This is a genomic window from Egicoccus sp. AB-alg2, assembly GCF_041821065.1.
Taxonomy (GTDB): domain Bacteria; phylum Actinomycetota; class Nitriliruptoria; order Nitriliruptorales; family Nitriliruptoraceae; genus Egicoccus.
In genome coordinates this window covers 218,548-243,711 of sequence record NZ_JBGUAX010000001.1, presented here as the reverse complement: position 1 = coordinate 243,711, position 25,164 = coordinate 218,548, and the positions used below count along the sequence as shown (strand labels likewise).

Sequence of the window (25,164 nt, the reverse complement as noted above, 5' to 3'; positions counted from 1 at the left end):
CTCCGCGAGACGCGACGGTCACGTCCCGCCACGAGCGTCACGCCCGCTCGACCCGCCGCACGTCGGCCTCCACGTCCGGTGGGACGGGGCACCGCTCCCGCAGCACCTGCGGCAGCCGGCGTGCGGCCTCGGCGACGCCGGCACGTGCGGCCGGGTCCCGCGTGGCGGCCACCAGGCAGGCCCCGGTGATCCGCACGGCGCTCGGGAGCGGTCGCCGGAGCCAGGCCGTCCACAGCCGGTTGCGCGTGACGCGCTGCCGGCGGCCAGGGCGCTCGCCGTTCACGTCGGGGGCGTGCCGGGCGCGGACGTGCTCGGCGTGGACACAGTGCCAGCCGGCCGTGCGCAGGTCGAGGGCCAGCAGCTCCTCCTCGCCGCCGATGTGCATGTGGATGGAGAAGCCTCCGACCGCCAGGAAGGCCTCGCTGCGCACCACGGCTCCGCACGCGACGAAGCCGAGCACCTCGGGACCCGGCAATCCGGGCCGGCGCAGCGGGCTGCCGGCCAGGAGGGCATTGGTCGGGTCCGGGCGATCGTCCCGGCCGACCCCGATCGCGGCCGCCACCAGGCCGACCCGTGGATGGCCGTCGAGGAGGTCCGCCGCCCGGGACAGGGCGCCGGGCTCCCACCAGGAGTCGTCGTCGGCGAAGGCGACGTAGGGGCGCTCGGCGGCCGCCACCCCGAGATTGCGGGCCGCGCTCCCGAGGTTGCGCGGCGATCTCAGCACGCGCACGTCCGGATGTCGCCGCTGGACAGCCGCAGCCGTGGCGTCCGCCGAGGCGTCGTCGACGACGACGACCAGCGGACGTTCCGGGAGCGCCAGGAGCCGGGGGACGGTGTCCAGGACGCGCTCGCGACGATCGTGCGTGGTCATCACGATCGCCAGTCGCGGGTCGGCTCGTAGGGCGCTCGCGGGGATCTCCGGGTCGCGTGGTTTGCGCAGGGGAACTGTGGGACTTCGAGTGGCTCGTTGCGGGAGAAGAGGGTTGGCCGCCTGATCCTGGTCCTCGACGGATCGAATCGGACGTTTGCGGCCAAACGGGCAGTCCGGGCCGGGGTTGCCCGGCCCTGGATCCGTGATGCCGTGTCTTCCGGCGGGTACCGGCGCATGGAGGCCGGCACCCGGAGCCACCGACGGAGGTAGGGCCCGTGGCGAGCGTGCTCGGCGTGAACGCGGTGTTCCACGACCCCGCCGCGGCACTGGTCGTCGACGGGCGCATCGTCGCGGCGGCCGAGGAAGAGCGCTTCTCGCGGCGCAAGCACGGCAAGCGACCGGTGCCCTTCTCGACCTGGGAACTGCCCGAGCGCGCGATCCGCTTCTGCCTGGAGCACGCGGGGGTCGATCCCGGCGACCTCGACGCCGTAACCTACTCGTACGAGCCGGCGCTGGCTCCGGCCCGCTCGTTCGAGCCGACCGCCGCCGGGTGGGAAGGGCTGCGCACGCTCTACACCGAACGCGCCGATCGGTTCCTGGCCACGGCGCTGCCCGGGCTGGACCCGCGCTCGGTCCGCCACGTGCCCCACCACGTGGCACACGCCGCATCGGCCTACCTCGCCGCGCCGTACCGGGGCGAGTGCAGCGTCCTGAGCCTGGACGGTCGCGGCGAGCGCCAGACCTACCTGGCCGGTCGGGTTCGCGGCGGTGATCTCGAGGTGCTCGACGACCAGGTGCTGCCGCACTCGCTGGGGTTGCTGTACGAGTCGCTGACCGAGCACCTGGGCTTCGCCCGCTCCAGCGACGAGTACAAGGTCATGGCGATGGCGTCCTACGGGGAGCCACGCTGGATCGAGCGGCTACGCGGCGACGTCCAGGTGCGGCCCGAGGGCGGTTTCGTCGCCCCGGAGGACTACGACTTCGGCCAGTTCGTGCCCCGTTGGACGCCCGGGGACCAGATCAGCCGGCCGCACGCCGACCTGGCCGCCACCGTGCAGACCCGCCTCGAGGAGGTGCTGCTGGAACTGGCCGCCCGGCTGCACGCCCGCACGGGGGACCGGCGGCTGGTCATGGCCGGCGGCGTCGCGCTCAACTGCGTCGCGAACTCACGTCTGTGGCGCGAGGGCCCGTTCGAAGAGCTGTGGGTGCAGCCCGCCTCCGGTGACGCCGGGACCGCGCTGGGAGGCGCGCTGTACGTCGCGCACGAGCTCGGCGACCGGATCCAGCCCATGACGACCGCGGCGCTGGGCAGCGGCTTCGACGACGCGACGGTCGAGGCGGCCCTGCGCCACGCGCGCCTGCCGTACGAGCGGCCGGCCGACCTCGCCGACGCCGTGGCAGAGACCCTGGCGGCCAACGGCATCGTCGCCTGGTTCCAGGGCCGCGCCGAGTTCGGCCCGCGGGCGTTGGGCCACCGCTCGCTGCTGTGCAGCCCGATCGACCCGGACAACACCGAGCGCCTGAACGTGGTGAAGGGCCGCGAGCAGTTCCGACCCGTGGCCCCGATGGTCCACCTCGACCGAGCGGCGGAGGTGTTCGCCGGTGGTCCGCTGCCGAGCCCCTACATGCTGTTCACCCACACGGTCAGGAACGGCTGGGCGGAGCGCATCCCTGCGGCGGTGCACGTGGACAAGACCGCCCGGGCACAGACGGTCGACCCGGCCACGGAGCCGCTCGTGGCGCGCGTGCTCAGCGCGTTCGAGCAGCGCACCGGCGTGCCGGTGGTGATCAACACCAGCCTCAACACCGCCGGACGCCCGATCGTCGACAGCCCGCGAGACGTGCTGGAGTGCTTCGGCGCCGCGCCGATCGACCTGCTCGCGATCGGGCCCTTCGTCGTACGCCGTCCGGGTGGGGGACGGGCATGACGGCCGTGGAGGTCCGCTACGACGTCGTCGTCCCGACCATCGGCCGCCCGTCGCTGCTGACCGTGCTCGAGGGCCTGGCCACCGGCCCCGGACGGCTGCCCGACCGCGTGCTGGTGGTCGACGACCGCACGGACCCGACGACGCCGCTGCTGACGGCCCCGCCGCCGGCCGCGTTCGCCGGCCGGTTGCGGATCCTCTCCGGAGGCGGCCGCGGTCCGGCAGCGGCCCGCAACGTCGGCTGGCGGGCGGCCACGGCGCCGTGGGTGGCGTTCCTGGACGACGACGTACTGCCGCCGGCCGGGTGGCGGGAGGCGCTGGTCCAGGACCTGCGTGGGCTGGCCGCCGACGTCGGCGGCTCGCAGGGGCGTCTCCACGTGCCGCTGCCGGCGGGGCGTCGACCGAGCGATTGGGAACGCAACGTCGCCGGGTTGGCGGCGGCGCGGTGGGCGACGGCGGACCTCGCCTACCGCCGCGAGGTCCTGGCGGCCGTCGGCGGGTTCGACGAACGTTTCCCGCGGGCGTACCGCGAGGACGCCGACCTGGGTCTGCGTGTCACCGCGGCCGGGTGGCGGATCGTGACGGGCCGGCGCGTCATGGTGCATCCGGTGCGGCCGGCGGACGCCTGGGTCAGCGTGCGTCTCCAGCGCGGCAACGCCGACGATCCCTTCATGCGGGCCCTCCACGGTCGGGGCTGGCGGCGGCGTGCCGGCGTGCCCGCTGGCCGGCGCCCGTGGCACCTGGCGACCAGCCTCGCCCTCGCGGCGGCGGCCGTGGCGGTCGGCGCGCGCCGGCGCCGGGCCGCCGCCGTCGCCGGCGCGATCTGGGCCGGGCTGACCACGGACTTCGCGGGTCGCCGCATCGCTGCGGGACCGCGCACCCGCCGCGAGGTGAGCCGCATGCTGGCGACCAGCGTCGCCATCCCGGTGGCCGCGTCCTGGCACTGGCTGGCCGGCATCGTCGGCCTGCCGCGGCGCCTGCGACGGCCCGGGCCCGCGCCGTCGCCGTCACGTACCCCGCCCGCCACCGCCGCGGTCGCGGAGCGCGCCGGCGGCCGGGCGGGCTCCCGTCCCGCGGCGGTGCTGTTCGACCGGGACGGGACCCTCGTGCACGACGTGCCCTACAACGGTGACCCGGCGATGGTGCGCCCGGTCGCCGGGGCGCGGCAGGCCCTCGACCGCCTTCGTGCGGCGGGCCTCCCCATCGCCGTCATCAGCAACCAGAGCGGCATCGGCAGGGGCCTGCTGACCCGCGAACAGGTCGACGCCGTCAACGCCCGGATCGAACAACTGCTCGGTCCGCTTGGTCCGTGGTGCGTCTGTCCGCACGCACCCGACGACGGCTGCCCGTGCCGCAAGCCCGCCGCCGGCCTGGTCGAGCAGGCCGCCCGGGCGCTGGGCGTCGCCCCCGCGGCGTGCGTGGTGATCGGCGACATCGGAGCGGACGTGGACGCCGCGGCCGCGGCGGGCGCTCGCGGCATCCTCGTGCCGACCACCGTCACGCGCTTCGACGAGGTCGCGGCCGCCGAGGAGGTGGCCGACGACCTCGACGCGGCGGTGGACCTCGTCCTGGGCATCGCCCTGCCCACCGCCGGCGCCGGGGACGCGGCATGAGCCGGGTGCTGTTGGTCCGCCCCGACAACAACGGCGACGTGCTGCTGGCGGGCCCCGCCGTGCGTGCCGTGGCGGCGCAGGCCGAGCACGTCGCGTTGTGGGTCGGCCCACGGGGGCGTCTCGCCGCCGCCTCCCTGCCCGGCGTCGACGAGGTCGTCGTCCACGAACTGCCGTGGATCGACCCCGAGCCGGCCGCGGTGGACCGCGCCTGGCTCACGCAGACCGTGGACCTCGCCGCCGGCCTGCGGGCGGACCAGGCGTTCGTGCTGACCTCCTTCCACCAGTCACCGCTGCCCACCGCGCTCGTGCTCCGGGCAGCCGGCGTGCGCTGGATCGGTGCCACCAGCGAGTACTACCCGGGCTCGCTGCTCGACCTGCGCCACCGCATCGACGACGACGTCCACGAGGTGGAACGCTCGCTCGACCTGGTCGCCGGGGCCGGCTACCGGTTGCCGCCCGGAGACGACGGGCGTCTGCGGGTCGGGGACCTCGACGCGCCCAACCCGGTGCCGGTCGGTGACCCGTACGTCGTGGTCCATCCGGGGGCCTCGGTGCCGGCGCGGGCAGGGTCACCGGTGCGCAACGCCGCAGCCGTCGCGGCCCTGGAAGCCGCCGGCTGGCGGGTCGTGGTCACCGGCGGACCCGGCGAGGCGGTGCTGACCGCGCGCGTCGCGGCCGCCGGCCGCCGGGCGCTCGACCTCGGTGGCCGGACCGACTGGGGCGGGATGACCGCCATCCTGCGCGACGCCGCCGCGGTGGTGGTCGGCAACACCGGCCCGGCGCACCTCGCCGCCGCCGTCGGCACGCCGGTCGTGTCGCTGTACGCGCCGACCGTCCCGGCCGCGCGCTGGCGTCCCTGGCGTGTGCCGCACGTGCTGCTCGGCGACCAGGACGTCGCCTGCGCCGGCTGCCGGGCCGGCGTCTGCCCCGTGGCCGGCCACCCGTGCCTCGGCCGGGTCACGGCGGACGAGGTGGTCGCGGCGGTCGCGCGCCTGACCCGCCTCCCCGGCCGCCGCGCGCTCCCGGAGGTGGTGGCATGATCGTCCTGCTGTGGCACGTGCACGGGTCGTGGACGACCTCCTTCGTGCAGGGCCGGCACACCTACCTGCTGCCCGTCCTGCCGGGTCGCGGGCCGTACGGCCGGGGTCGCGCCGCGACCTGGGAGTGGCCGCCGAACGCCGTCGAAGTGACGCCGGCCGAGGCCGCCGAGGCCGAGGTCGACGTGGTGGTCCTGCAGCGGCCGGAGGAGCTGACGGCGCTGACCGAGACCTGGCTGGGCGGGCGCGCACCGGGCCGCGACGTGCCGGCCGTCTACGTCGAGCACAACGCTCCCCAAGGCCGGATCAACGAGCTGCGGCATCCCGCGGCCGACCGTCACGACCTGGTCGTCGCGCACGTCACGCACTTCAACGCGTTGCTGTGGGACACCGGCGCCGCTCCAACCCGGGTGATCGAGCACGGCATCGTCGACCCGGGGGAGCGCTACAGCGGCGAGCTCCGGCGGGCGGCCGCCATGGCGAACGAGCCCGCCCGCCGGGCCCGGGTGACGGGTACCGACCTGCTGCCGCGCTTCTCGCAGATGGTGCCGGTCGACCTCTACGGCCTGGGCACCGAGGTGCTCGGGGGTCACGGCAACCTCGTGCACGGCGAGCTGCACGACGTGATCGGACGCCGGCGGCTGTACCTGCACCCGTATCGCTGGACCTCGCTCGGGCTGGCGCTGCTCGAGGCGATGCACGTGGGCATGCCGGTCGTGACGCTGGACACGACCGAGGCCTCCGAGGCCATCCCGCGCGACGCCGGGATCGTCTCCAACCGCTTCGACGTGCTCGCGGCGGGGATCCGCGAGCTGCTCGAGGAACCCGAGCGGGCCCGGGCCATGGGCAAGGCCGCCCGCGCCGCCGCCCTCGAGCGCTTCGGTGTCGCGAGGTTCCTCGCCGACTGGGACCAGCTGCTGCAGGAGGTGGCAGGATGAGGATCGCCCTCGTGTCCGAGCACGCGAGCCCACTCGCGCTGCTCGGCGGCGCGGACGCCGGCGGGCAGAACGTGTACGTGGCCGCACTCGCCTCGGAGCTCGGCCGGCGCGGCCATCGCGTCGTCGTGCACACCCGGCGGGCGGACGCGCACACGCCGCGTCGGGTCCGGTTCACCCCCAACGTCGTGGTCGACCACGTCGACGCCGGGCCGCCCACGACGATCCCGAAGGACGACATCTGGCCGCACATCGGCGGCTTCGCGGCCGACCTGCGTCGCGTCTGGCGCCGGGACCGCCCGCAGGTGGTGCACAGCCACTTCTGGATGTCGGGCATCGCAGCGCTCGACGCGGCGACGCCGCTGGATCTCCCGGTGCTGCACACCTACCACGCGCTCGGCAACGTCAAGCGCCGCCACCAGGGCGACGCCGACACCAGCCCGCCCGACCGCGAACCCGCCGAGCGGCGCATCGTCGCCGAGGCCGACCGGATCGTCGCCACCTGCTCGGACGAGGCGTTCGAGCTGCGCCAGCTCGGCGCCGACATGCGCCGCGTCTCCATCGTCCCGTGCGGCGTCAACCTCACCAACTTCGGTCCCGACGGCCCGGCGGCGCCACGCGACCCGCGGTTCACCCACCGCGTGGTGGTCGTCAGCCGGCTCGTGCCGCGCAAGGGCATCGACGACGTGGTGCGGGCCCTGACCGGTGTGCCCGATACCGAACTGGTCGTGGCCGGAGGCCCGAAACGCGACCACCTCGACGCAGACGCCGAGGTGCGGCGGCTCCGTGCGGTCGCCACGCAGCACGGCGTCGCCGACCGCGTGCGCTTCGTCGGTGCGCTGGAGCGGCACGAGGTGCCGCCGCTGCTGCGCAGTGCCGACGTGGCCGTGACGGTGCCCTGGTACGAGCCCTTCGGCATCGTGCCGCTGGAGATCATGGCCTGCGGGGTCCCGGTGGTCGCGTCCGCCGTCGGTGGCATGATCGACACGGTCGTCGACGGCGTCACCGGCCTGCACGTGCCGCCACGTGACCCGCAGGCGGTGGCGGCGGCGGTGCGGCGCCTGCTCGCCGACGCAGCCCTCCGCGAGCGGCTGGGTGGCGCCGGCGTCGAGCGCGTCCGGCAGCGCTACACCTGGAACCGGGTGGCCGACGCGGTCGTCGACGCCTACCAGCAAGCACTGGCCAGCGGCATGGTCCGTCGCGCACGGGCGGTGAACTCGTGAGCGCCATGACCCGGCTGCCCACCGCGCGTGAGCACACGGCCCGCCTCGTCGCCGCGCTCCACGCGGTCGAGCCGGACCTGCCACGCATCGAGGACTGGGGCCGCCGGCTGGCCGCACACCTCCTCGCCGGCGGCCGCGTGCTGGCCTGCGGCAACGGCGGCAGCGCCGCGGACGCCCAGCACTTCACCGCCGAGCTGGTCGGCCGCTACCGCGACGACCGGCGCCCGCTGAGCGCCCTCTGCCTGTCGGCGGAGACCTCGAGCCTGACCGCCATCGGCAACGACTACGGCTACGAGGAGGTGTTCGCCCGACAGGTCCATGCCCACGGACGTCACGGCGACGTGCTGCTGGCCATCTCGACGTCGGGGACCAGCGCCAACGTGCTCGCCGCCGCGGAGGCCGCCCGGGCGGACGGCCTGCAGACCTGGTCGCTGACCGGACCCGGCCCGAACGCGCTGGCAGAGCGCGCCGACGAGGCCATCTGCGTGGCCGCCGCCGCGACGGCGACCGTCCAGGAGGTGCATGGCGTGCTGGTGCACGCGCTGTGCGCCGCCCTGGACCGGGTCGTCCTCCAGCGCGAGGCCACCGTGGTGGTCGACGTCCGCGACGCGCTGCCCGCCGCCGGAGGGGGGCCGCGGTGAGCCGGCTGACCGTGGTGGGGGACTGCCTGCTCGACCGCGACGTCGAGGGCGAGGCCTCCCGCTTCACGCCCGACGCGCCCGCGCCCGTCCTCGACGAGCGCGAGGTCCACACGCGGCCCGGTGGCGCCGGCCTGGCCGCCGTGCTCGCTGCCGGCGACGGCCACGACGTCACCCTCGTGACGGCGCTCGCCGACGATCCGGGCGGCCGCGAGCTGGCGGACCTGCTGCACCGCGCGGGCGTCGAGCTGGTCGACCTCGGGCTGCGTGGCCGCACCTGTGAGAAGATCCGGCTGCGGGCCGGTGGCACGTCGCTGGCCCGCTGGGACCGCGGCGCCCGCACCACCGCCGCCGACGTCGGCGCCTGGACGCCGGCCGCCGACGAGGCCCTGCGGCGCGCCGACGCCGTGCTGGTGGCCTGCTACGGCCGCGGGCTCAGCCACCTGCCGGCGGCCCGCGACGCGCTCGCTGCGACCGTGGGTCCCCTGGTCTGGGACCCGCATCCGCACGGCGCCGCGCCGGTGACGGTGACGACCGTGGCGACGCCGAACGAGGCCGAGGTCGTGCACCACGTGCCGGAGCCGGCCGGCGACCGGCTGGAGGCGGTCACCGCCCGCGCCGACCGGCTGCTCGGGCGGTGGGGCGTCGGCGGGCTCGCCGTGACCCGCGGCCGTCGCGGTGCGCTCTTCACGCGCGGCGACGGCATGCCGCTGGCCGTACCGGCGCCGGCCGTGGGCTCCGGCGACCCGTGCGGGGCCGGCGACCGTTTCGCGTCCGCGCTGGTCGGCGAACTCGCCACCGGCGCGCTGCCGCCACAGGCGGTCACGGCCGCCGTCCACGCCGCCTCCCGGTTCGTCGCCGCCGGCGGTGCCGCCTCCGTGCGCATCGGCGTCTCGGGCACGACCGCGCCCGCGGGCGCCGGCGACGACGCGTTCACCCTGGTCGAGCGCGTGCGCGCGCACGGCGGCACGGTGGTCGCCACCGGCGGCTGCTTCGACCTCGTGCACGTCGGCCACGTCCAGGTCCTGGAGGCCGCCCGGGCGCTGGGCGACTGCCTCGTGGTCTGCCTCAACGCCGACGCCTCGGTCCGCCGCCTCAAGGGGCCCCACCGTCCGATCGTGCCGGCGGCCGACCGCGCCGAGCTGCTGCGTGCGCTCGCCTGCGTCGACGCCGTGGTGGTGTTCGACGAGGACACGCCCTCCGAGGTGCTGCGCCGCCTGCGGCCGGACGTGTTCGCCAAGGGCGGCGACTACGGCAGTGCACGCATCCCCGAGGCAGACGTGCTGGCCGCCTGGGGCGGCCAGGTCGTCACGCTGCCCTACCTCGAAGGACGTTCCACCACCCGCATCCTGCAGGAGGTCACCCGACGTGACAGCTGACACCCAGGCCGGCCCGGCGCGCCGCGTGCCCGGCCACGTGCTCGTGACCGGCGGCGCGTCCGGCCTCGGTCGCGCCGTCGCCCGCAAGATCGCGGACGCCGACGGCGTCCCCTACGTCCTCGACGTCAACCCGAACCCGGACGGGTTCGAGCAGGAGACCGTCGACCTCGCCGACACCCGCGCCGCCGAGGAGGCCGTCCGCAAGGTGGTGGAGCGCGCCGGCGGCCTGGACGCCGTGGTCACCGCGGCAGCGATGGACACCCCGAGGGACTTCGCCGAGGTCGACGGCGAGACCTGGGAGCGCATCGTCCGGGTCAACCTGTTCGGCACCGCCGCCGTCGTGCGCGCAGCGCTGCCGTCGCTGGTCGAGCGCCGCGGCACCGTCGTCACGGTCGCCTCCACGCTGGGGCTGCGTGCCCTGCCCGCGGCCACCGCCTACGCGGCCTCCAAGCACGGCGTGGTCGGTTTCACCCGCGCGCTGGCGCTGGAGCTCGGCGGTCAGGTCGGCGTGACCATGCTGGTCCCGGGCGGCATGGCGACCGCCTTCTTCGACGGTCGGCCCGACGAGTTCAAGCCGGCGCCCGACCAGCTGCTCAACGACCCGGCCCACGTGGCCGAGGCGGTCCTGTTCGCGCTGCGTCAGCCGGCCGGTTGTGAGGTGCGGGAACTGGTCATCACCCCCTCGGTCGAGCCGTCGTGGCCGTAGGGCGGCCTCACGATGACCACCCGGGACGCACGCCCGCTGCTGCTGGTCCTGCGGGCGCTCGGGCTCGGTGACCTGCTGACGGCGGTCCCCGCGCTGCGCGGCCTGCGGCGCGGGTTCCCGGCCCACCGGCTGGTGCTGGCCGCACCGGCGTGGTTGGCGCCACTCGTGGCGGCGATCGAGGCCGTCGACGACCACCTGCACGTGGGTGAGCTCGAGCCCCTGCCGGCCGAGCTCGCCGACCGCGTGGCGGTGGCGGTCGACCTCCACGGCAGCGGCCCGCAGAGCCACGCGTTGCTGACGTCGCTGCGGCCGGCCCGGCTGGTCGCGTTCGCCCATCCCGACGTGCCGGCGAGCGCCGACGGGCCCGCGTGGGATGCCACCGAACACGAGGTCGCCCGCTGGTGCCGGCTGGTGCGCCGAGCCGGCTGCCCGGCCGACCCCGCCGACCTGGCGATCACGCCACCGCCGAGGTCACCGACGGCGATGTCTGCGGCCGGCGCGACGGTGGTCCATCCCGGCGCGAAGTCCGGCGCACGGCGCTGGCCCGCGGACCGCTTCGCGGCGGTGGCCGCCGCCGAGGCCGCGACGGGGCGTCGGGTGCTGCTCACCGGGTCTCCGTCGGAGCGGGAGCTGGCGACCGAGGTGGCCCGCCGCGCCGGGCTGGGACCCGAGGCGGTCCTCGCCGGAGCGCTCGATCTGGACGGGTTGGCCGCCGTCGTGGCGGCGGCGGACCGGGTGGTGTGCGGTGACACGGGCGTCGCCCACCTCGCGACGGCGTTCGGCACACCCTCGGTGGTCCTGTTCGGTCCGACGCCGCCGGATGCCTGGGGGCCGCCGGTGGATCGACGCGAGCGTCATAGGGTGCTGTGGGCCGGTCGAACCGGGGACCCGTTGGCCGACGAGCCGTTCGAGGGACTGCTCGCCATCGCGCCGGCTCGGGTGATCGCGGCCCTCGGGGAGTTGCCGGTCAACGGCGGCCGTCACGAGCGCCACGGAGGTTGAGCACCTGCAGGACGCGGTCGAGCGAGCGGAACGATGGTCGCCCGCGACCGAACAGGACCATCGCGCGCAGCGGCGAGGTCCGCACCATCGTCTCGAACATCCGGCGGGTGGCCGCGTCCGGTTGGTGCAGCGAGCCCAGCATCTGACGGGTCGCCGTGCCGGCCAGCAGCGGCTGCACCCGTCGGCCGAGCGGCGTGTGCAACAGGTCCTCGACCGACGAGTTGCGGTGCAGCGGCAGCACCGGGTCCGGGCGCGGTACCGGGCGGCCGAGCAGCGCGGCGAACGTGTCGTCGTCGGCCACCCAGGGAGACCCCGACCCGACGTCGGACGTGGACGCCGGTTCCCCGTCGACGTCGATCGTGGCGCGGGCACGGACGTCGGTGGCCGAGGCGCCGACGAGCACCTCGAATGCCCCGGCCTCCACGCGCCAGTCCCCGGCGTCGGCGTCGTAGAACGCGAACGCCCGCGGACCCAGGTCGATCCCGACTCGCGCGGTCTCGCCCGGTGCCAGGTGCACCTTCGTGAACCCGCGCAACTCCCGGTCGGGTCGTGGTACCGAAGCCTCGACGTCGCGGACGTAGACCTGCACGACCTCGCTGCCGGCCCGTTCGCCGGTGTTCGTGACGTCGATCTCCACGCGGACGTGCTGACCCTGACCGTCCACGGTCAGGTCGTTCCACGCGAACGTCGTGTACGAGCCCCCGTGCCCGAACGGGAACCGTGCCGGCACCCCCGCCGTCTCGTGGAACCGGTATCCGACGTACCACCGCTCCCGGTAGACGACCTGCTTGGGGCCGCCCGGGAAGTTCGCGTCCGCCGGCAGGTCGCTGACCGTCACCGGGAAGCTCTCGGCCAGCCGTCCGCCCGGCTCGGCGTCGCCGACGAGCACGTCGACGATCGCCGCACCGCCGGCCTGGCCCGCGAGGTAGCCCTCCACCAGTGCCGCCGGTCGGTCCGCCCACGGCAACTCCACGGGCCCGCCGTTGGACAGCACGACCACCGTGCGCGGATTCGCGTCGAGCACCGCCTCCACCACCCGCGTGTGCCCGTCGGGCAGCCCGAGGTGGTCGCGGTCGAAGCCCTCGGACTCGTAGGCGCCGGGCAGCCCCGCGAACACGACGACGACATCGGCGGCCGTCGCCGCCGCGACCGCTTCGGCGACGAGTGTGTCGCTGGTGTCACCCGCCTCGTCGTAGCCGGCGGCGTACGTGACGTCGGTCGTCGCGTCCAGACGTTCGCGCAGTGCCGGCAGAGCCGCCTCGACGCGGGTCGGGGTCACCTGCGAGCTGCCGGCGCCCTGGTAGCGGGGCTCGGCCGCGAATCGGCCCACGACGGCCAGGCGCCCGCCGCCGGTCAGGGGCAGCAGGCCGTCGTTGGTGAGCAGCACGGTGCCGGCAGCCGCGACCCGGCGGGCCAGCGCGTGGTGGGCGTCGGGGTCGTCCGCGACGGCCACCTCGGCCGGTCCCTCGTCGAGCCGGCGGACGAGGTCGGCGAGCCGGCCCACGCTGCGTTCGACGTCGGCCGCGTCGATGCGTCCGCGCCGGACGGCGGCGACCACCTCGTCGTCGAACGCCTTGCCGCTGCCGGGCATCTCCAGGTCCATGCCGGCCGCGAGGGCGTTGGCGCGATCGTTCGTGGCGCCCCAGTCGCTCATGACGACCCCGTCGAAGCCCCATTCCTCCCGGAGCACGTCGGTGAGCAGGCGCCGGCTGTCGGAGCAGTACACGCCGTTGACACGGTTGTAGGCGCACATCACGGTCCAGGGCGCCGACTCGCGGACCGCGATCTCGAAGCCGCTGAGGTACAGCTCGCGAAGGGTGCGTTCGTCGACCACGACGTCGACGATCAGCCGGTTCGACTCCTGGTTGTTCACGGCGAAGTGCTTGAGGCAGGCGCCGACGCCCTGCGACTGGACGCCACGCACGAGCGCGGCGGCGAGCCGGCCCGACAGCAGCGGGTCCTCGGAGAAGTACTCGAAGTTGCGCCCGCCGGCGGGATGCCGCTTGAGGTTGAGACCGGGGCCGAGCAGCACGTCCACGTCACGGGCGCGCGCCTCGCGGCCCAGCGCGGCCCCCACCTCCTCCAGCAGGTCCGGATCCCAGGTGGCGGCCAGGCTGGCCGCGGTCGGGAAGCATGTCGCCGGGACCGCCTCGCCGATCCCCAGCTGACCGGCCGACGGGCGTCTGACGCCGTGGGGGCCGTCGGCCAGCACGAGTGCGCGCACGTCACCGATCGGCTCCGTCCGCCAGTTGTCCTGGCCCGACAACAGTCGCACCTGCTCCGCGAGCGTCGAGGTCGTCGGGGGCGTTCGCGTCGTCACGAGGCGTGCCTTTCGGTGCGGTCGGCCTCCAGCAGGCGCAGCCACACCTCGGAGGTGGAGGGGAACGGTGGCACGGCGTGCCACAGTCGCGCCAGCGGGACCTCGCCCGCCACGGCGATCGTCGCCGAGTGCAGCAGCTCGGCGGCACCGGGGCCGACGAACGTGGCGCCGACGACCACGTCGCGGTCCAGGTCGACGACGAGGTGCGCCAGGCCCGCGACGTCCTCGCCCTGCAGCGACCCGCCGGCCACGCTGTCGAGGCCGACCTGCAACTCCCGGACGCGCAGGCCGGTCTCGCGCGCCCGTGCGGCGGTCAGCCCGACCGAGGCCACCTGCGGGTCGGTGAACACGACGCGCGTGACGGCCTGCCGGTCCGCCCAGGCCGGCGGCACCTCGACGCCCGCCAGCGCGTCGCCGACGAGACGGCCCTGGTACTTGCCCTGATGGGTCTGCAGGGCGCGGCCGTTGGCGTCCCCGACGACGTACAGCCACGGGTGTCCGGGAACGCGCAGGTGCTCGTCGACGTCGAGGAAGCCGCGCTCGCCGGGCGTCACGCCGATGTCGTCGAGGCCGAGGTCACCCGTGGCCGCGTGCCGGCCGACGGCGACGAGCAGCTGGTCGGCGACCAGCTCGCGACCGTCCGACAGACGGGCGTGGACCGGGCCGTCGTGGTCGTCGCGGTGCACGGCCGTCAGCTGGCGGCCGAGTTCCAGCCCGATGCCGTCGGCGCGCAGGCCCCGCGCCAGCAGCTCGCTGGCGGCCGGCTCCTCGCCGCCGAGGACCCGGGAACCGCGCGAGACGATGGTCACCTCCTCGCTGCCGAGCCGGCGCCACGCCTGGGCCAGCTCGACGCCGACCGGTCCCGCGCCGAGCACCAGCAGTCGGCGGGGGGCCGCGCCCGCCTCGGTGGCCTCGCGGTTGGTCCACGCGCCGACGTCGTGGAGTCCGGCTATCGGCGGGAGGACGGCGCGTGACCCGACCGCCACCACCACCCCGCGGGCCGCGCTGAAACGGGCCGTGCGGCCGTCCTCCGCCGCGACCTCGACGACACGCTCGTCGACGAGCCGTCCGTGGCCGCGCACGAGGTCGATACCCGCTCCCTGCAGCCAGGAGACCTGACCGTCGTCGTGCCAGTCGGCGACGAATGCGTCGCGACCGCGCAGCGCTGCCGCCGTGTCGAGGGGGCCGGTCACGGCGGCGGCCGCGGCGGGGACCCGTCGAACGGCGGCGAGCGCCTCGCCGGGTCGCAGCAGCGCCTTCGATGGGATGCAGGCCCAGTAGCTGCATTCGCCGCCGACCAGTTCGCGCTCCACGATGGCGACCCGCAGGCCGTGCTGGCGTGCGTAGTCGGCCGCGTTCTCGCCGGCCGGGCCGGCGCCGATGACCACCACGTCGTACTCGGAGCCGGCCACGCCTGCCTCCTCGTCAGGAGTCGGAGTCATAGCGGTTCGTCGCGGGCCCTGCGCGAAGGTCCCCGGCCGAGGGACCGACGGACAGACGAATTGGTCGTTCGTCCGCGACTCGGTCGTGGCGGGTCGGACCGCCGTCGCTTCGCTGGGACGGACCGTCTCGAAAGGCCGACCGACTGCGGCAGGATTTTGCCGGTGCCCGACGGCTGCAGGTCGATGGGCGCGACGATCTCCCCGTGCACGCGACCGCCGTGCACCAGCCCGACCTGCGCCGATTGGCGGCCCTGCGGGACGGCTCCGGGGCGGCGTTCACCGTCCGGGTCGAGCTGCGTCCGGTGCTCGCGTCGCGTCCGACCGAGCCGCGCCGCGTGCTGGTCCTGGGCCCGGACGCGACCGAACTGGGTGAGCTGCCGCGTCCGCTCGCCGACGAGGTGCACACGGGCCTGCAACTGCTGGCCTCGCTCGAACCGCCCTACGTGCTCTCGTGCGAGGCGGTCGCCTGGCACGAGCCCGGCCCGGAGCAGCCACTCCGGGTCACGCTGCACCTCGACCTGGCCGAAGTGGGCCGGCTCACCGGCTGACACCGCCCGCCTCCCGGTCCTGACCTACCCTCCGCGTCGTGAGGGCAGACGCCCACGGGACCGAGGAAGCAGCGCATGGCCGGCGTGGTGGTACCCGACGTGGACGGGCTGGCCCGTGCGTGTGCGGCCCTGCGCGCCGGTGAGCTGGTGGCCTTCCCGACGGAGACGGTCTACGGCCTGGGCGCGGACGCACGTCGTGCCGACGCGGTCGCACGCGTGTTCGCGGCCAAGGGCCGTCCGGCCGACAACCCGCTGATCGTGCACCTCGCCGACGCCGGACAGGTCGGCTCGGTCGTGTCGCGCTGGACGCCGCTGGCCCGCTCGCTCGCGGCCACGTTCTGGCCCGGACCGTTGACGATCGTGGTCGACGCGGCGGACACGCTGCCGTCGGTCACGACCGGTGGCCTGTCCACGGTCGCCGTCCGCGTTCCCGACCATCCCGTCGCCGAGGCGCTGTTGCGGGCCGTGGACCTCCCGGTCGCGGCGCCCTCTGCCAACCGCTCCGGCCGCCCGTCACCGACCGAGGCCCGCCACGTGGCGGACGACCTCGGCGACGCGGTGGCGGTCGTCGTCGACGGCGGCCCCTGCCCCGTGGGCGTGGAGTCGACCGTCGTCGACGCCCGGGGGCCCCGCCCGGTGGTCCTGCGCGAGGGCAGCATCACCCGCGAGGACCTCGGTGTCGTGGGGGAGACGGCCGACCCGGACGCGCTCCGCGCATCGCCCGGGACGCGCTACCGGCACTACGCCCCGCGCTGCCGGGTGGCCCTGGTCGCCCCGGGCGAGGGGCCGCTGGTGGCCAAGCAGTCGATCGAGGCGGGGGAGCGGGTCGCGCTGGTGTCCTGTGACGCGGCGCCGGCGGAGGTCGTCACCGCCACCCGTTTCGCCGACGCCGCCGACCTCGCCCGCCACCTCTACGCCGCGCTGCGCGCGGCGGAGCAGGCGGGCGCCGACGTCGTCGTCGTGGAGTCCGTCCCCGAGGTCGGCGTCGGCCGGGCGGTGATGGACCGCCTGCGCCGGGCCGCGGGCTGACCCGGGCCGGCGCCAGCGGGTGCGGTCAGGCGACCTCGAGGTCGCGGCCGACCAGGTCGTAGGCCTCGGCGACGTAGTCCGCGACCATCCGGTGGGTGGAGAACCGGGGCGAGAGCAGCGCGATGGCGTCCTGCATCATCGCGACCCAGCCCGCCGGAACGCCGTCCTGGTCGCGGTCGTAGAACGCGGGCACCACCTCGTCGGCCAGCAGGCGGTACAGGGCGTCGGCGTCGGCGGCGGTGCGGGTGTGCTCGTCTCCGCCTTCCTCGCGGTCGCCGATCGCCCAGCCGAAGCCGGCCGACGCCCGCGGGGCCAGGTCGGCGACGGCCTCGTCCCACCAGCCATCGAGGATCGACAGGTTCAGCCCGCCGTTCATGGCGGCCTTCATGCCCGAGGTGCCGGATGCCTCCAGCGGGCGCAGCGGGTTGTTGAGCCACACGTCCACGCCCGCCACCAGCGAAGCGGCCAGGTCGAGGTCGTAGCCCTCCAGGAACACCAGTCGTCCTTTCAGCCGCGCATCGCGCGACAGGCCGACGAGGCGCTGGATGAGGTGCTTGCCGGGCTCGTCGCGCGGGTGCGCCTTGCCGGCGATCAGGACCTGCACCGGTCGACGGTCGTCGCCCAGGATCTCGGCGAGCCGGTCGAGGTCGTGCGCGAGCAGGGTCGCGCGCTTGTAGGTCGCGAACCGGCGGGCGAACCCGATCGTCAGGGCGTCCGGGTCCAGCCCACGGCCGTCGGGACCCACGCCGTGGCGCCGGGTCTGGGCGGCGAGGCGGTCGCGTGCCTCGCCGATCAGCCGCCGCCGGGCGGCCACGTGGGTCCGCCACAGCAGCGTCGGCTCGACCTCGCGGATCCGTGTCCAGGTGGCGGCGGCGTCGCTGTCGCGCCAGTCGGGACCCAGGCGCGCGTCGTAGAGACGAGCGAGTTCGGGTCCCACCCACATGCCGGGATGCACGCCGTTGGTGACGTGGCTGATCGGCACCTCCTCGACCTGCTGGGCGGGCCACAGGCGCGCCCACATCCGGCGCGACACCTCGCCGTGCAACCGGGCGACGCCGTTGGCCTTGCCGGCCAGCGACAGTGCGAGCACGGTCTGCGACCAGCGTTCGTCGCCAGGACCGGTCGCGAGGTCCCACAGGGCTCGGAATTCGACCGGCAACGTCTCCACGAACGGGGCGAGGTGGTAGGCCGCCAGGTCCCAGCCGAACTCGTCGTGGCCGGCCGGCACGGGCGTGTGCGTGGTGAAGACCAGTTCGTCGCGGACCTGCTCGACCGCAGCGGCGAGCGGCTGACCGCGGTCCAGGTGGCGGCGCAGCAGTTCCAGCCCGGCGAACGCGGCATGGCCCTCGTTGAGATGGTGCACCTGCACGTCGATGCCCAACATCTCGAGCAGCCGGGCCCCGCCGACGCCCAGGACGAGCTCCTGGCGCAGGCGCAGGTCGTCGTCGCCGCCGTAGAGCTGGCCGGTGATGGCACGCTGGTGGGGGTGGTTGCCGTCCACGTCGGTGTCCAGCAGGTACAGCGGCACCCGGCCGACCGCCACGTGCCAGGCCTGCACCAGGACGCGGCCGCCGCCGACGGGCACCTCGACGGTCACCCGCCGCCCGTGCTCGTCGAGCACCGGGCTGACCGGCGCGGTGGTGAAGTCGTTGTGGGCGGGCTCGGCGTGCTGCCAGCCCGAGGCGTCCAGGCGCTGGCGGAAGTAGCCGTCGCCGTACGCGAGGCCCACGGCGACCAGCGGGATGCCCAGGTCGGACGCCGAGCGCAGGTGGTCACCGGCGAGCACGCCCAGCCCGCCCGAGTAGGTGTGCAGGCAGTCGGTCAGCGCGAACTCGGCCGAGTAGTAGGCCACCACCCGGTCCGGGTCGCCGCCGGCGCGGCGGTACCAGGTGTCGTCGTCGGCGAGGTAGGCCCGCAGGTCGTCGGCGGCGTCGCGGACACGGGCGGCGAAACCCGGTCGTGCGGCGACGGCATCGAGCCGACCCTCGCAGGCTTCGAGCACCTTGACGGGGTCGTGCTCCCCACGTTCCCAGGCGAGCGGATCGAGGTCGGCGAAGATCTGCCGGGCCGGCGCGTACCAGGCGAAGCGCAGGTTGGCGGCGAGCGTCGCGAGCTCGGCGTGGAGCGGGCGTGACATGACGTTCCTGACTGCCGCGGCGCGGCCGTGCCTTCTCGCCGTGAGCGTCGGCGTGCGGAGGCGCAGCTACAGGGGACCTTCGTCCCCCGGGCGCGTGCCGTCCGGCACCGGTCCGGGCCACGGACACCGGATGTGCGGGGGTTGGGTGTCCAGTCCGACATGGTAAGGCGTGGCCCGCCGCCCATGCGGCGACGGTGTGGACCAGCCGCTCGGCCGGCGGCGCGGACCGGCCGTTCGGCGGGCGTGCCGGCCGCCGGTGCGCCAGGCACGTCCTACCGTGCCGGAGATCGACCTTGCAGGGGGGAGCGTGAGTCAGGAGTCAACGCCCGCGCCCGGCCCGGAGCGTCTCTGGCGCACCGGCCGGACCGCCTGGGCGACACTGGGGATCCTCGGTGTCGCGGTGGTGGTCCTCTACCTCGTCTCGCTGGTGTCGTTGCTGGTCATCCCGGTGGTGCTGGCGCTGTTCCCGGCGACGCTGCTGCGCCCGGTCGCCGACCGGCTGCGACGGGCCAAGGTGCCGGACGCGCTGGCGTCGCTGCTCTCGATCCTGCTGGGCATCGGCCTGATCGTCGGCGTGATCGGCGCGATGGTGCCGGTGGTCGCCGACCAGATCCCCGAGCTGGCCGAGTCGGCCGGGGAGGGCGTCGACGAGATCGAGGCGTGGCTCGAGACCGAGCCGTTCGGTCTGCAGGTCGGCGGCCTGTCGGAACTCATCGCCGCGGCCCAGGAGCAGGTGGGCGACATCGGCGAGTACGCCGGTGAGGCCGCCGACGCCGCCTTCGCGGCCTTCGAGGTCCTGATCGGGCTGCTGCTGCTGTTCGTGGTGCTGTTCTTCTACCTGAAGGACGGTCGCCGGCTGCGCGACGGCCTGGTCTCCACGCTCCCGGGCCGCGCACGTGCCCGCACCCGCCAGGCCCTGGACCAGGCGTGGAGCACGCTCGGGTCCTACTTCCGCGGCCAGCTGCTGGTCGCGTTGGTCGACGCGGTCTTCATCGGCATCGGCCTGGTGATCCTGGGCGTCCCGCTGGCCCTGCCGCTGGCCGTGCTCATCTTCTTCGGTGGCCTGTTCCCGATCGTCGGTGCCGTGAGCACCGGTGCCCTGGCCGTGCTGGTCGCGCTGGCTGACGGGGGCCTGGGCACCGGCCTCGCCGTGCTGGCGTTGGTCCTGGCCGTGCAACAGCTCGAGAGCAACGTCCTGGAGCCGTTCATCCTGGGCCGCGCCATCCGGCTGCACCCGCTGGTGGTGCTGCTGGTGATCACGGCCGGCTCGCTGCTGCTGGGGATCCTCGGGGCGTTCCTCGCCGTGCCGACGGCCGCGATCATCGCCCGGATCCTGGACGACGTGCGCGCCGGGCCTCCACCCGAGGAGTTCGAGGAACAAGTGGCGGCGGAGACCCCGCCCACGCCGGCCGAGCAGGCCGAGCAGGAGGCCGCGGAACAGGCCGCGGCGGAGTCGGCGGCCTCCTCGTCGGGGTCCTCGGCCCGTTAACCGTCCAGAGCGGCGGGCAGCAGCCCGAGCGGTGGCGCGCCCAGCGAGAGCACCGCCTCGTGGAACCGGCGCGACGTGAAGCCCGCCCCCCAGCGACGGCGCGCTCGGTCGCGCAGCCGCAGCAGCTCGAGCTTGCCCCACGTGTAGCGTCCGTAGGTGGGGTCGAACGTGCCACGGGCCGCTTCGGCCTCGGCCGGCGCCGCACGCAGCAGGGCGTCGTCACGGAACCTCGCGACCGCCTCGGTGAAGCCCATCGTGCGCCGGTGCAGGCCGATCGCGACCGCCAACCGGGTGACGCGCAGCAGGGCCTTCAATGCCACACCGGCCTGGAACCGCGGGTCGCCGCCGCGGTAGCCCTCCTCGACGAGCAGCTCCTCGGCGTAGTGCGCCCACCCCTCCACGAACGACGAGGAGTGCAGGCTGCGCCGCACGTCGCTGTCGAGCCGTCGCAGGGCCCGGCCGTGCGAGAAGTGGCCGGGGGCGACCTCGTGCACCGTCGTCGACGGCAGCGTCGTGAACGAGAACGCCGACAGCCACGAGCGCTGCCGGTCCTCGGGCCAGGCCGGGTCGGGCGGGGTGATGTAGTACCAGGACGGCCCGTCGGGTTCGTACGGCGCCGCCCACGACATCATCGCGGTGGCCCAGCGTCGCGAGGGTGGGCTCGGGGCCACCTCGCAGGTCCCGCCCCAGTCGGGCAGCAGCCCCGACTCGCGCACCCAGTCCAGCACCTCGGCGGTCAGCTCACGGGCGGTCGTGAGCACCCCGTCGGCGTCCGGATGGTCGTCCAGGAGCCGTGCGACGACCTCGCCGGTGGACGCCGAGGGGTCGATGCCGCGGCAGGCCTCGTCGAGCAGTGTCCGCAGGCGGTCGCGCTCGCGGTCGGCGCTCTCCTCCAGCGCGCCGAGGTCGACGTCCATCGCCTCGCCGGCGCCGAGCCACCGCGCCAGCAACTCGCCACCCAGCGCCGGGTCGGCGTCACCGTCCGCGGCCAGCCGCTCGAGGTGCCCGACGAGGCGGCCGTGCGCGGCGATGGCCTCCACGGCGTGTGGCTCGTCCGGCTCGATGCCGACCGCGACCCCGTGCACCGAGCGCAGCAGCCCCGTCGCGAGCGGCGCCGGGACGGCGTCGAGCGTCTGGATCCCGGCCTCGATGGCGGCCGGCCAGGCGGCGAGGTGGCGGCTGCGGGCCGCCCGCCGTTCCTCTTCCGGGGCGTAGGGGCGCGCGTAGCCGGAGACGTCCAGCGCCTGCAGCAGCGGCCGTGCGCTACGGCGGTGCATGCCGGCCTCGCCGTACTCGACCTGGACGAGCGCCTCGAACGCCCGCAGGTGCGCCTCGTCGTGGGGATCGTCCAGCGTCGGGCCCGTACCGACCTGCTGCAGCGTCGCCCGCACCGCGTCCGCCGAGAGATCCGGCACCTGCCCGTCCAGGTCGTGACGGCCCGCGCTGTCGCGAAGAGCCGGTAGCAGCAGTGGCGTGAGCGCGTCGAGGCGTTGGGCCACGGCCGTGTCAGGGGCGGGTCGTGCGGCGGTGGGTACGTCTCCGGCGGTGGGTACGTCTCCGGCGGTGGGCACGTCGTCTCCGGCGTGTCGGCTACAGGCGGACCGGGCGACCGATGCTGGCAGGCGGTCCGTCGCCGGGCCAGGCGAGGTCCCCGGCCGTTCGTGCCGGCCCGCCGCCGCCGGTCGCGCCGGCGCGCCGCAGGCTGGGCGCCCGGATCCACGCGTCCACAGGAGAGGTACATGGCCCGCACCGCGATCATCACCGGCGCCAGCTCCGGGATCGGCAAGGCCACCGCCGTGGTACTCGCCGAGGCCGGCTACGACGTCGGTCTCACCTACCACGCCGACGAGGACGGCGCGAAGGAGACCCAGGCCGAGGTCGAGGAACACGGTCAGCGGGCCTTCGTCCGCCAGCTCGACCTCTCCGACGCGACCTCGGGCCCCGGGGTGGTCGAGGAGCTCATCGAGGAACTCGGGCACCTCGACGTCTTCGTGAACAACGCGGGCGAGGGCTCGTCGACACCGTTCCTGGAGCAGGACCTCGAGGAGTGGCGCCGTGTGCTCGACGTCGATCTGACCGGCGCCTTCCTGTCCATGCAGGCGGCTGCGCGGCACATGGTCGACCGCGGCCAGGGCGGGCGCATCGTCGCTGTCACGTCCGTGCACGAGCACGTGCCGCTGCTCGGCTCGTCGGCCTACTGCGCGGCCAAGGGCGGGCTCGGGCTGCTGCTGAAGGTGATGGCGCTGGAGCTCGGTGAGTACGACATCACGGTCAATGCGATCGCGCCCGGCGAGATCGCCACCAAGATGACCGGGCAGCACGAGGAGGAGCCGGAGGCGGGGTCGCGCCCGGGGCTGGCGATCACCCGCCCGGGCAACGCCTTCGAGATCGCGCACGCGGTCCGCTACCTCGCCTCGCCCGAGGCGTCCTACACGACCGGCGCGTCGCTGAACGTCGACGGCGGCCTGATGCTCATGGGCGCCGAGGCGAACCGTCGCCTCGCCGAGTCGTGACGACCCCGGTGTCGGCTCACGGCCCGCCCCAGAGCAGCAGCGGACGGGCGGCGTGACCGTTCGGCTGGTGCTGGTGCACGGCGCGACCAGCGGACCGTGGGTCTTCGACCGCTGGTCCGACTGGCTGACCGATGTCGAGGTGGTGGCGCCGGACCTCCAGGACGGGCTCCACGTCGCGCACGCCGGCATGGCCGACTACACCGGGCGTGTCGTGGCCGCCGCCGGGGATGCCCGCCATGTGCTGTGTGGCTGGAGCATGGGCGGGCTGGTCGCGATGCTGGCGGCGGCAACCACGTCGCCGGCGGCGCTGGTCGTCATCGAACCGAGCCTGCCGGCCGAGCTCGGCCGACGCGACGCCACGGTCGAGCCGACACCCGGTGTCTACGAGGCCGAGTCGGCCTACGGGCCCGTGCCGCCCGGCGTGCGTCACCGTCCGGAGTCGCTGTTGGCCCTGGGGGAACGGCAGCGTGGGGTGTCGGTGCCGAGCATCGACGTGCCGCTGCTGGTGGTCGCGGGCCGGGACTTCGCCGACACGCGCGGTCGCCCAGTGGTGGACCGCTACGGCGGCGAGCTGCTGAGATTCCCGCACCTCGATCACCGCGCCCTGGTGGGGGACGTCGAGGTGGTGACTGCGATCGGTGACTGGGTGCGGCGGGCCGTCCCCGCGTAGCGCCGTCGCGCCGTTCGCCCCCTCTTCACTGCGGTAGCGGTGTACACGCCAAATGGACGCGCCGCCAGGGCGTTCGCCTTGTCCCTGGAGATCGGCAGCGGCTTGGGGCGCACGACCGCGGGCGAGGCGGCGCAGAGCGACTCCAGGGTGTTTCCGCACGGGCGCACCGTCTCTGTCTAACGTGTCGGCTCGTTTGGCGAAGGGGCATGGTGACCGGGCGGCTGTCGCGGGACTACTGGTGGTTCTGGGCGGCCTCGACGTTGTCGAACCTCGGCGATGGGTTGCGGTTGGTCGCGCTGCCGCTGCTGGCGGTGACGCTGACGCGAGAGCCGCTGCTGATCTCCGGAGTGACGGCGCTGACGTATCTGCCGTGGTTGCTGCTGGGGCCGGTCACCGGCGCGGTGGTCGACCGTGCGGACCGGCGACGGTTGCTGATCGGGGTCCAGGCGGCGCGTGGTGTCGTCGCGACCGTGTTCGCGGTCGCGGTGGCCACCGGGGCGGTGAACCTGCTGATCCTGTACGTGACCGCGACCGCGATCGCGATCGGGGAGACGCTGGCGGATTCGGCGGCCCAGGCGTCGGTGCCGAAGCTCGCTGCGGCCGATCAGCTCGAGGTCGCCAACGGCCGGCTGCTGTCCGCTCAGATGGTGACCAACCAGATCGCCGGCGCGCCGATCGGCGGGGCGCTGTTCGCGCTCGCTGCTGCCGCACCGTTCTTCCTCGACGCCGGCACCTACCTGGCCGCCACGCTGTTCGTGTGGTTCGTGCGCACCGACCTGCGGCCGACTCCCGACCTCGACGCGCCCGCGGATGTGACGTCGAAGATGTCAGCGGACGTCGTTGACGGGCTCCGCTACGTCTGGACCCACCAGCTGCTGCGACCGATCGCCATCTCGGCCGGGCTGGCGAACTTCGGCGCGGCAGCCGTCGGCGCGGTCTTCGTGCTGTTCGCGATCGAACTCCTCGAGGTCTCGGCGTTCGGGTACGGGCTGCTGATCGCGGTCGGTGCCGCTGGCGGCCTGCTCGGGGCGCTGACCGCTGGCCGGCTGGTGACCCGGTGGCACCGACGCACCGTGATGGTGTCGACGGTCACGGTGAGCGCTGCCTCCACTGCCGGGCTCGCCGCCGCACGCGGCCCGCTTCTGGCTGCGGCGATGCTGTTCATCACCGCTGCGTCCATCGCATCGCGCAACGTGGTCGCGCAGTCGCTGCGCCAAGCAATACCACCTGCCCGGATGCTCGGTCGGGTCATCACCGGCGTGCGGGTCATCGGCCTCGGCCCAGCCCCCCTCGGCGCGATCGTCGGCGGCGCGATCGCCAGCACGGCGGGCCTTCGAGCGCCGTTCCTGCTGGCCGCCCTTGCCGTCGGCGCCGCAGCAGCCGTCCTGGCGGCCACCATGCACCGAGACGCCATCGACGCCGCCATCGCCGGCAACCGTGACCTCCAACATCGTTGAACGGGCCTACCAACCCGAGGCTGACACGGTGGTGCCGAGCATGGCCAGGTTTCTTGCATGCCGACGTCCGGGGCGGACCGCGCGCCCGCCGACTCCCTGAGCATGGCCAGGTTTCCGGCGTTCCGGCGGTCGGGCCGGGCCGAGCGCCCGCCCATTCCCTGAGCATGGCCAGGTTTCCGGCGTTCCGGCGGTCGGGCCGGGCCGAGCGCCCGCCCACTCCCTGAGCATGG

General features: G+C 74.9%; 20 protein-coding genes. 15 read left to right on the top strand and 5 right to left on the bottom strand.

Annotated features, from left to right (window positions below; all coding sequences use genetic code 11):
• Positions 1-37: 37 nt before the first annotated feature.
• Positions 38-883 (bottom strand): glycosyltransferase family 2 protein, encoded by an 846-nt coding sequence (locus ACERM0_RS01190; RefSeq protein ID WP_373676949.1) that lies wholly within the window; start codon positions 881-883, stop codon positions 38-40.
• A 272-nt stretch (positions 884-1,155) separates the two neighbouring features.
• Here ACERM0_RS01190 and ACERM0_RS01185 point away from each other — a divergent pair, with 272 nt between their 5' ends.
• From ACERM0_RS01185 to ACERM0_RS01145, 9 genes are read left to right on the top strand one after another with little or no spacing between them, the layout of a single operon-like run.
• Complete coding sequence (locus ACERM0_RS01185) at positions 1,156-2,799, top strand: carbamoyltransferase (RefSeq protein WP_373676948.1); 1,644 nt, start codon at positions 1,156-1,158, stop codon at positions 2,797-2,799.
• Complete coding sequence (locus ACERM0_RS01180) at positions 2,796-4,409, top strand: HAD-IIIA family hydrolase (RefSeq protein ID WP_373676661.1); 1,614 nt, start codon at positions 2,796-2,798, stop codon at positions 4,407-4,409. The genes ACERM0_RS01185 and ACERM0_RS01180 overlap by 4 nt, the downstream gene beginning before the upstream one ends.
• Complete coding sequence (locus ACERM0_RS01175; protein WP_373676660.1) at positions 4,406-5,449, top strand: glycosyltransferase family 9 protein; 1,044 nt, start codon at positions 4,406-4,408, stop codon at positions 5,447-5,449. The genes ACERM0_RS01180 and ACERM0_RS01175 overlap by 4 nt, the downstream gene beginning before the upstream one ends.
• Positions 5,446-6,384, top strand: a complete 939-nt coding sequence (locus ACERM0_RS01170) for a glycosyltransferase (protein ID WP_373676659.1) — start codon at positions 5,446-5,448, stop codon at positions 6,382-6,384. The genes ACERM0_RS01175 and ACERM0_RS01170 overlap by 4 nt, the downstream gene beginning before the upstream one ends.
• On the top strand, positions 6,381-7,604 hold the full coding sequence (locus ACERM0_RS01165; protein ID WP_373676658.1) for a glycosyltransferase: 1,224 nt from the start codon (positions 6,381-6,383) through the stop codon (positions 7,602-7,604). Before ACERM0_RS01170 ends, ACERM0_RS01165 begins: the two co-directional genes overlap by 4 nt.
• Before the next feature lie 5 nt (positions 7,605-7,609).
• Entirely contained in the window at positions 7,610-8,245 is a 636-nt protein-coding gene (locus ACERM0_RS01160; protein ID WP_373676947.1) for an SIS domain-containing protein, read from the top strand.
• The gene (gene rfaE2, locus ACERM0_RS01155) at positions 8,242-9,621 is read left to right on the top strand and encodes a D-glycero-beta-D-manno-heptose 1-phosphate adenylyltransferase (protein WP_373676657.1); all 1,380 of its coding nucleotides are present in this window, start codon (positions 8,242-8,244) and stop codon (positions 9,619-9,621) included. The genes ACERM0_RS01160 and rfaE2 overlap by 4 nt, the downstream gene beginning before the upstream one ends.
• Positions 9,611-10,327 carry an SDR family oxidoreductase gene (locus tag ACERM0_RS01150; RefSeq protein ID WP_373676656.1) on the top strand — a complete coding sequence of 239 codons (717 nt, stop codon included), beginning with the start codon at positions 9,611-9,613 and terminating at the stop codon, positions 10,325-10,327. Before rfaE2 ends, ACERM0_RS01150 begins: the two co-directional genes overlap by 11 nt.
• A gap of 12 nt (positions 10,328-10,339) precedes the next feature.
• Positions 10,340-11,329 (top strand): glycosyltransferase family 9 protein, encoded by a 990-nt coding sequence (locus tag ACERM0_RS01145; protein WP_373676655.1) that lies wholly within the window; start codon positions 10,340-10,342, stop codon positions 11,327-11,329.
• Here ACERM0_RS01145 and ACERM0_RS01140 read toward each other — a convergent pair.
• Positions 11,295-13,649 carry a glycoside hydrolase family 3 C-terminal domain-containing protein gene (locus tag ACERM0_RS01140; RefSeq protein ID WP_373676654.1) on the bottom strand — a complete coding sequence of 785 codons (2,355 nt, stop codon included), beginning with the start codon at positions 13,647-13,649 and terminating at the stop codon, positions 11,295-11,297. The genes ACERM0_RS01145 and ACERM0_RS01140 overlap by 35 nt on opposite strands.
• Positions 13,646-15,091 (bottom strand): NAD(P)/FAD-dependent oxidoreductase, encoded by a 1,446-nt coding sequence (locus tag ACERM0_RS01135; RefSeq protein WP_373676653.1) that lies wholly within the window; start codon positions 15,089-15,091, stop codon positions 13,646-13,648. The genes ACERM0_RS01140 and ACERM0_RS01135 overlap by 4 nt, the downstream gene beginning before the upstream one ends.
• 203 nt (positions 15,092-15,294) lie before the next feature.
• On the opposite strand from ACERM0_RS01135, the gene ACERM0_RS01130 reads away from it, so the two are divergent.
• Together ACERM0_RS01130 and ACERM0_RS01125 are read left to right on the top strand one after the other, a co-directional pair.
• Positions 15,295-15,639: a hypothetical protein gene (locus tag ACERM0_RS01130; protein ID WP_373676652.1), complete on the top strand. Its 345-nt coding sequence runs from the start codon at positions 15,295-15,297 to the stop codon at positions 15,637-15,639.
• Positions 15,640-15,714: 75 nt separating this feature from the next.
• Positions 15,715-16,668: an L-threonylcarbamoyladenylate synthase gene (locus ACERM0_RS01125; protein ID WP_373676651.1), complete on the top strand. Its 954-nt coding sequence runs from the start codon at positions 15,715-15,717 to the stop codon at positions 16,666-16,668.
• A gap of 25 nt (positions 16,669-16,693) precedes the next feature.
• Here the strand turns inward: ACERM0_RS01125 and glgP are convergent, their stop codons facing one another.
• Positions 16,694-18,805 carry an alpha-glucan family phosphorylase gene (gene glgP / locus ACERM0_RS01120; RefSeq protein WP_373676650.1) on the bottom strand — a complete coding sequence of 704 codons (2,112 nt, stop codon included), beginning with the start codon at positions 18,803-18,805 and terminating at the stop codon, positions 16,694-16,696.
• 307 nt (positions 18,806-19,112) lie between these two features.
• On the opposite strand from glgP, the gene ACERM0_RS01115 reads away from it, so the two are divergent.
• The gene (locus ACERM0_RS01115; RefSeq protein ID WP_373676649.1) at positions 19,113-20,294 is read left to right on the top strand and encodes an AI-2E family transporter; all 1,182 of its coding nucleotides are present in this window, start codon (positions 19,113-19,115) and stop codon (positions 20,292-20,294) included.
• On the opposite strand, the gene ACERM0_RS01110 is transcribed toward ACERM0_RS01115, so the two are convergent.
• On the bottom strand, positions 20,291-21,865 hold the full coding sequence (locus tag ACERM0_RS01110) for a DUF885 family protein (protein WP_373676648.1): 1,575 nt from the start codon (positions 21,863-21,865) through the stop codon (positions 20,291-20,293). The two genes, ACERM0_RS01115 and ACERM0_RS01110, sit on opposite strands and share 4 nt — an antisense overlap.
• 168 nt (positions 21,866-22,033) lie before the next feature.
• Between ACERM0_RS01110 and ACERM0_RS01105 the strand changes: the two genes are divergently transcribed.
• From ACERM0_RS01105 to ACERM0_RS01095, 3 genes are all read left to right on the top strand, one after another.
• Positions 22,034-22,807 carry an SDR family oxidoreductase gene (locus tag ACERM0_RS01105; protein ID WP_373676647.1) on the top strand — a complete coding sequence of 258 codons (774 nt, stop codon included), beginning with the start codon at positions 22,034-22,036 and terminating at the stop codon, positions 22,805-22,807.
• Between the two features lie 52 nt (positions 22,808-22,859).
• On the top strand, positions 22,860-23,477 hold the full coding sequence (locus ACERM0_RS01100) for an alpha/beta fold hydrolase (RefSeq protein ID WP_373676646.1): 618 nt from the start codon (positions 22,860-22,862) through the stop codon (positions 23,475-23,477).
• Between the two features lie 206 nt (positions 23,478-23,683).
• Entirely contained in the window at positions 23,684-24,934 is a 1,251-nt protein-coding gene (locus tag ACERM0_RS01095; protein ID WP_373676645.1) for an MFS transporter, read from the top strand.
• The last annotated feature ends 230 nt before the right edge of the window (positions 24,935-25,164 follow it).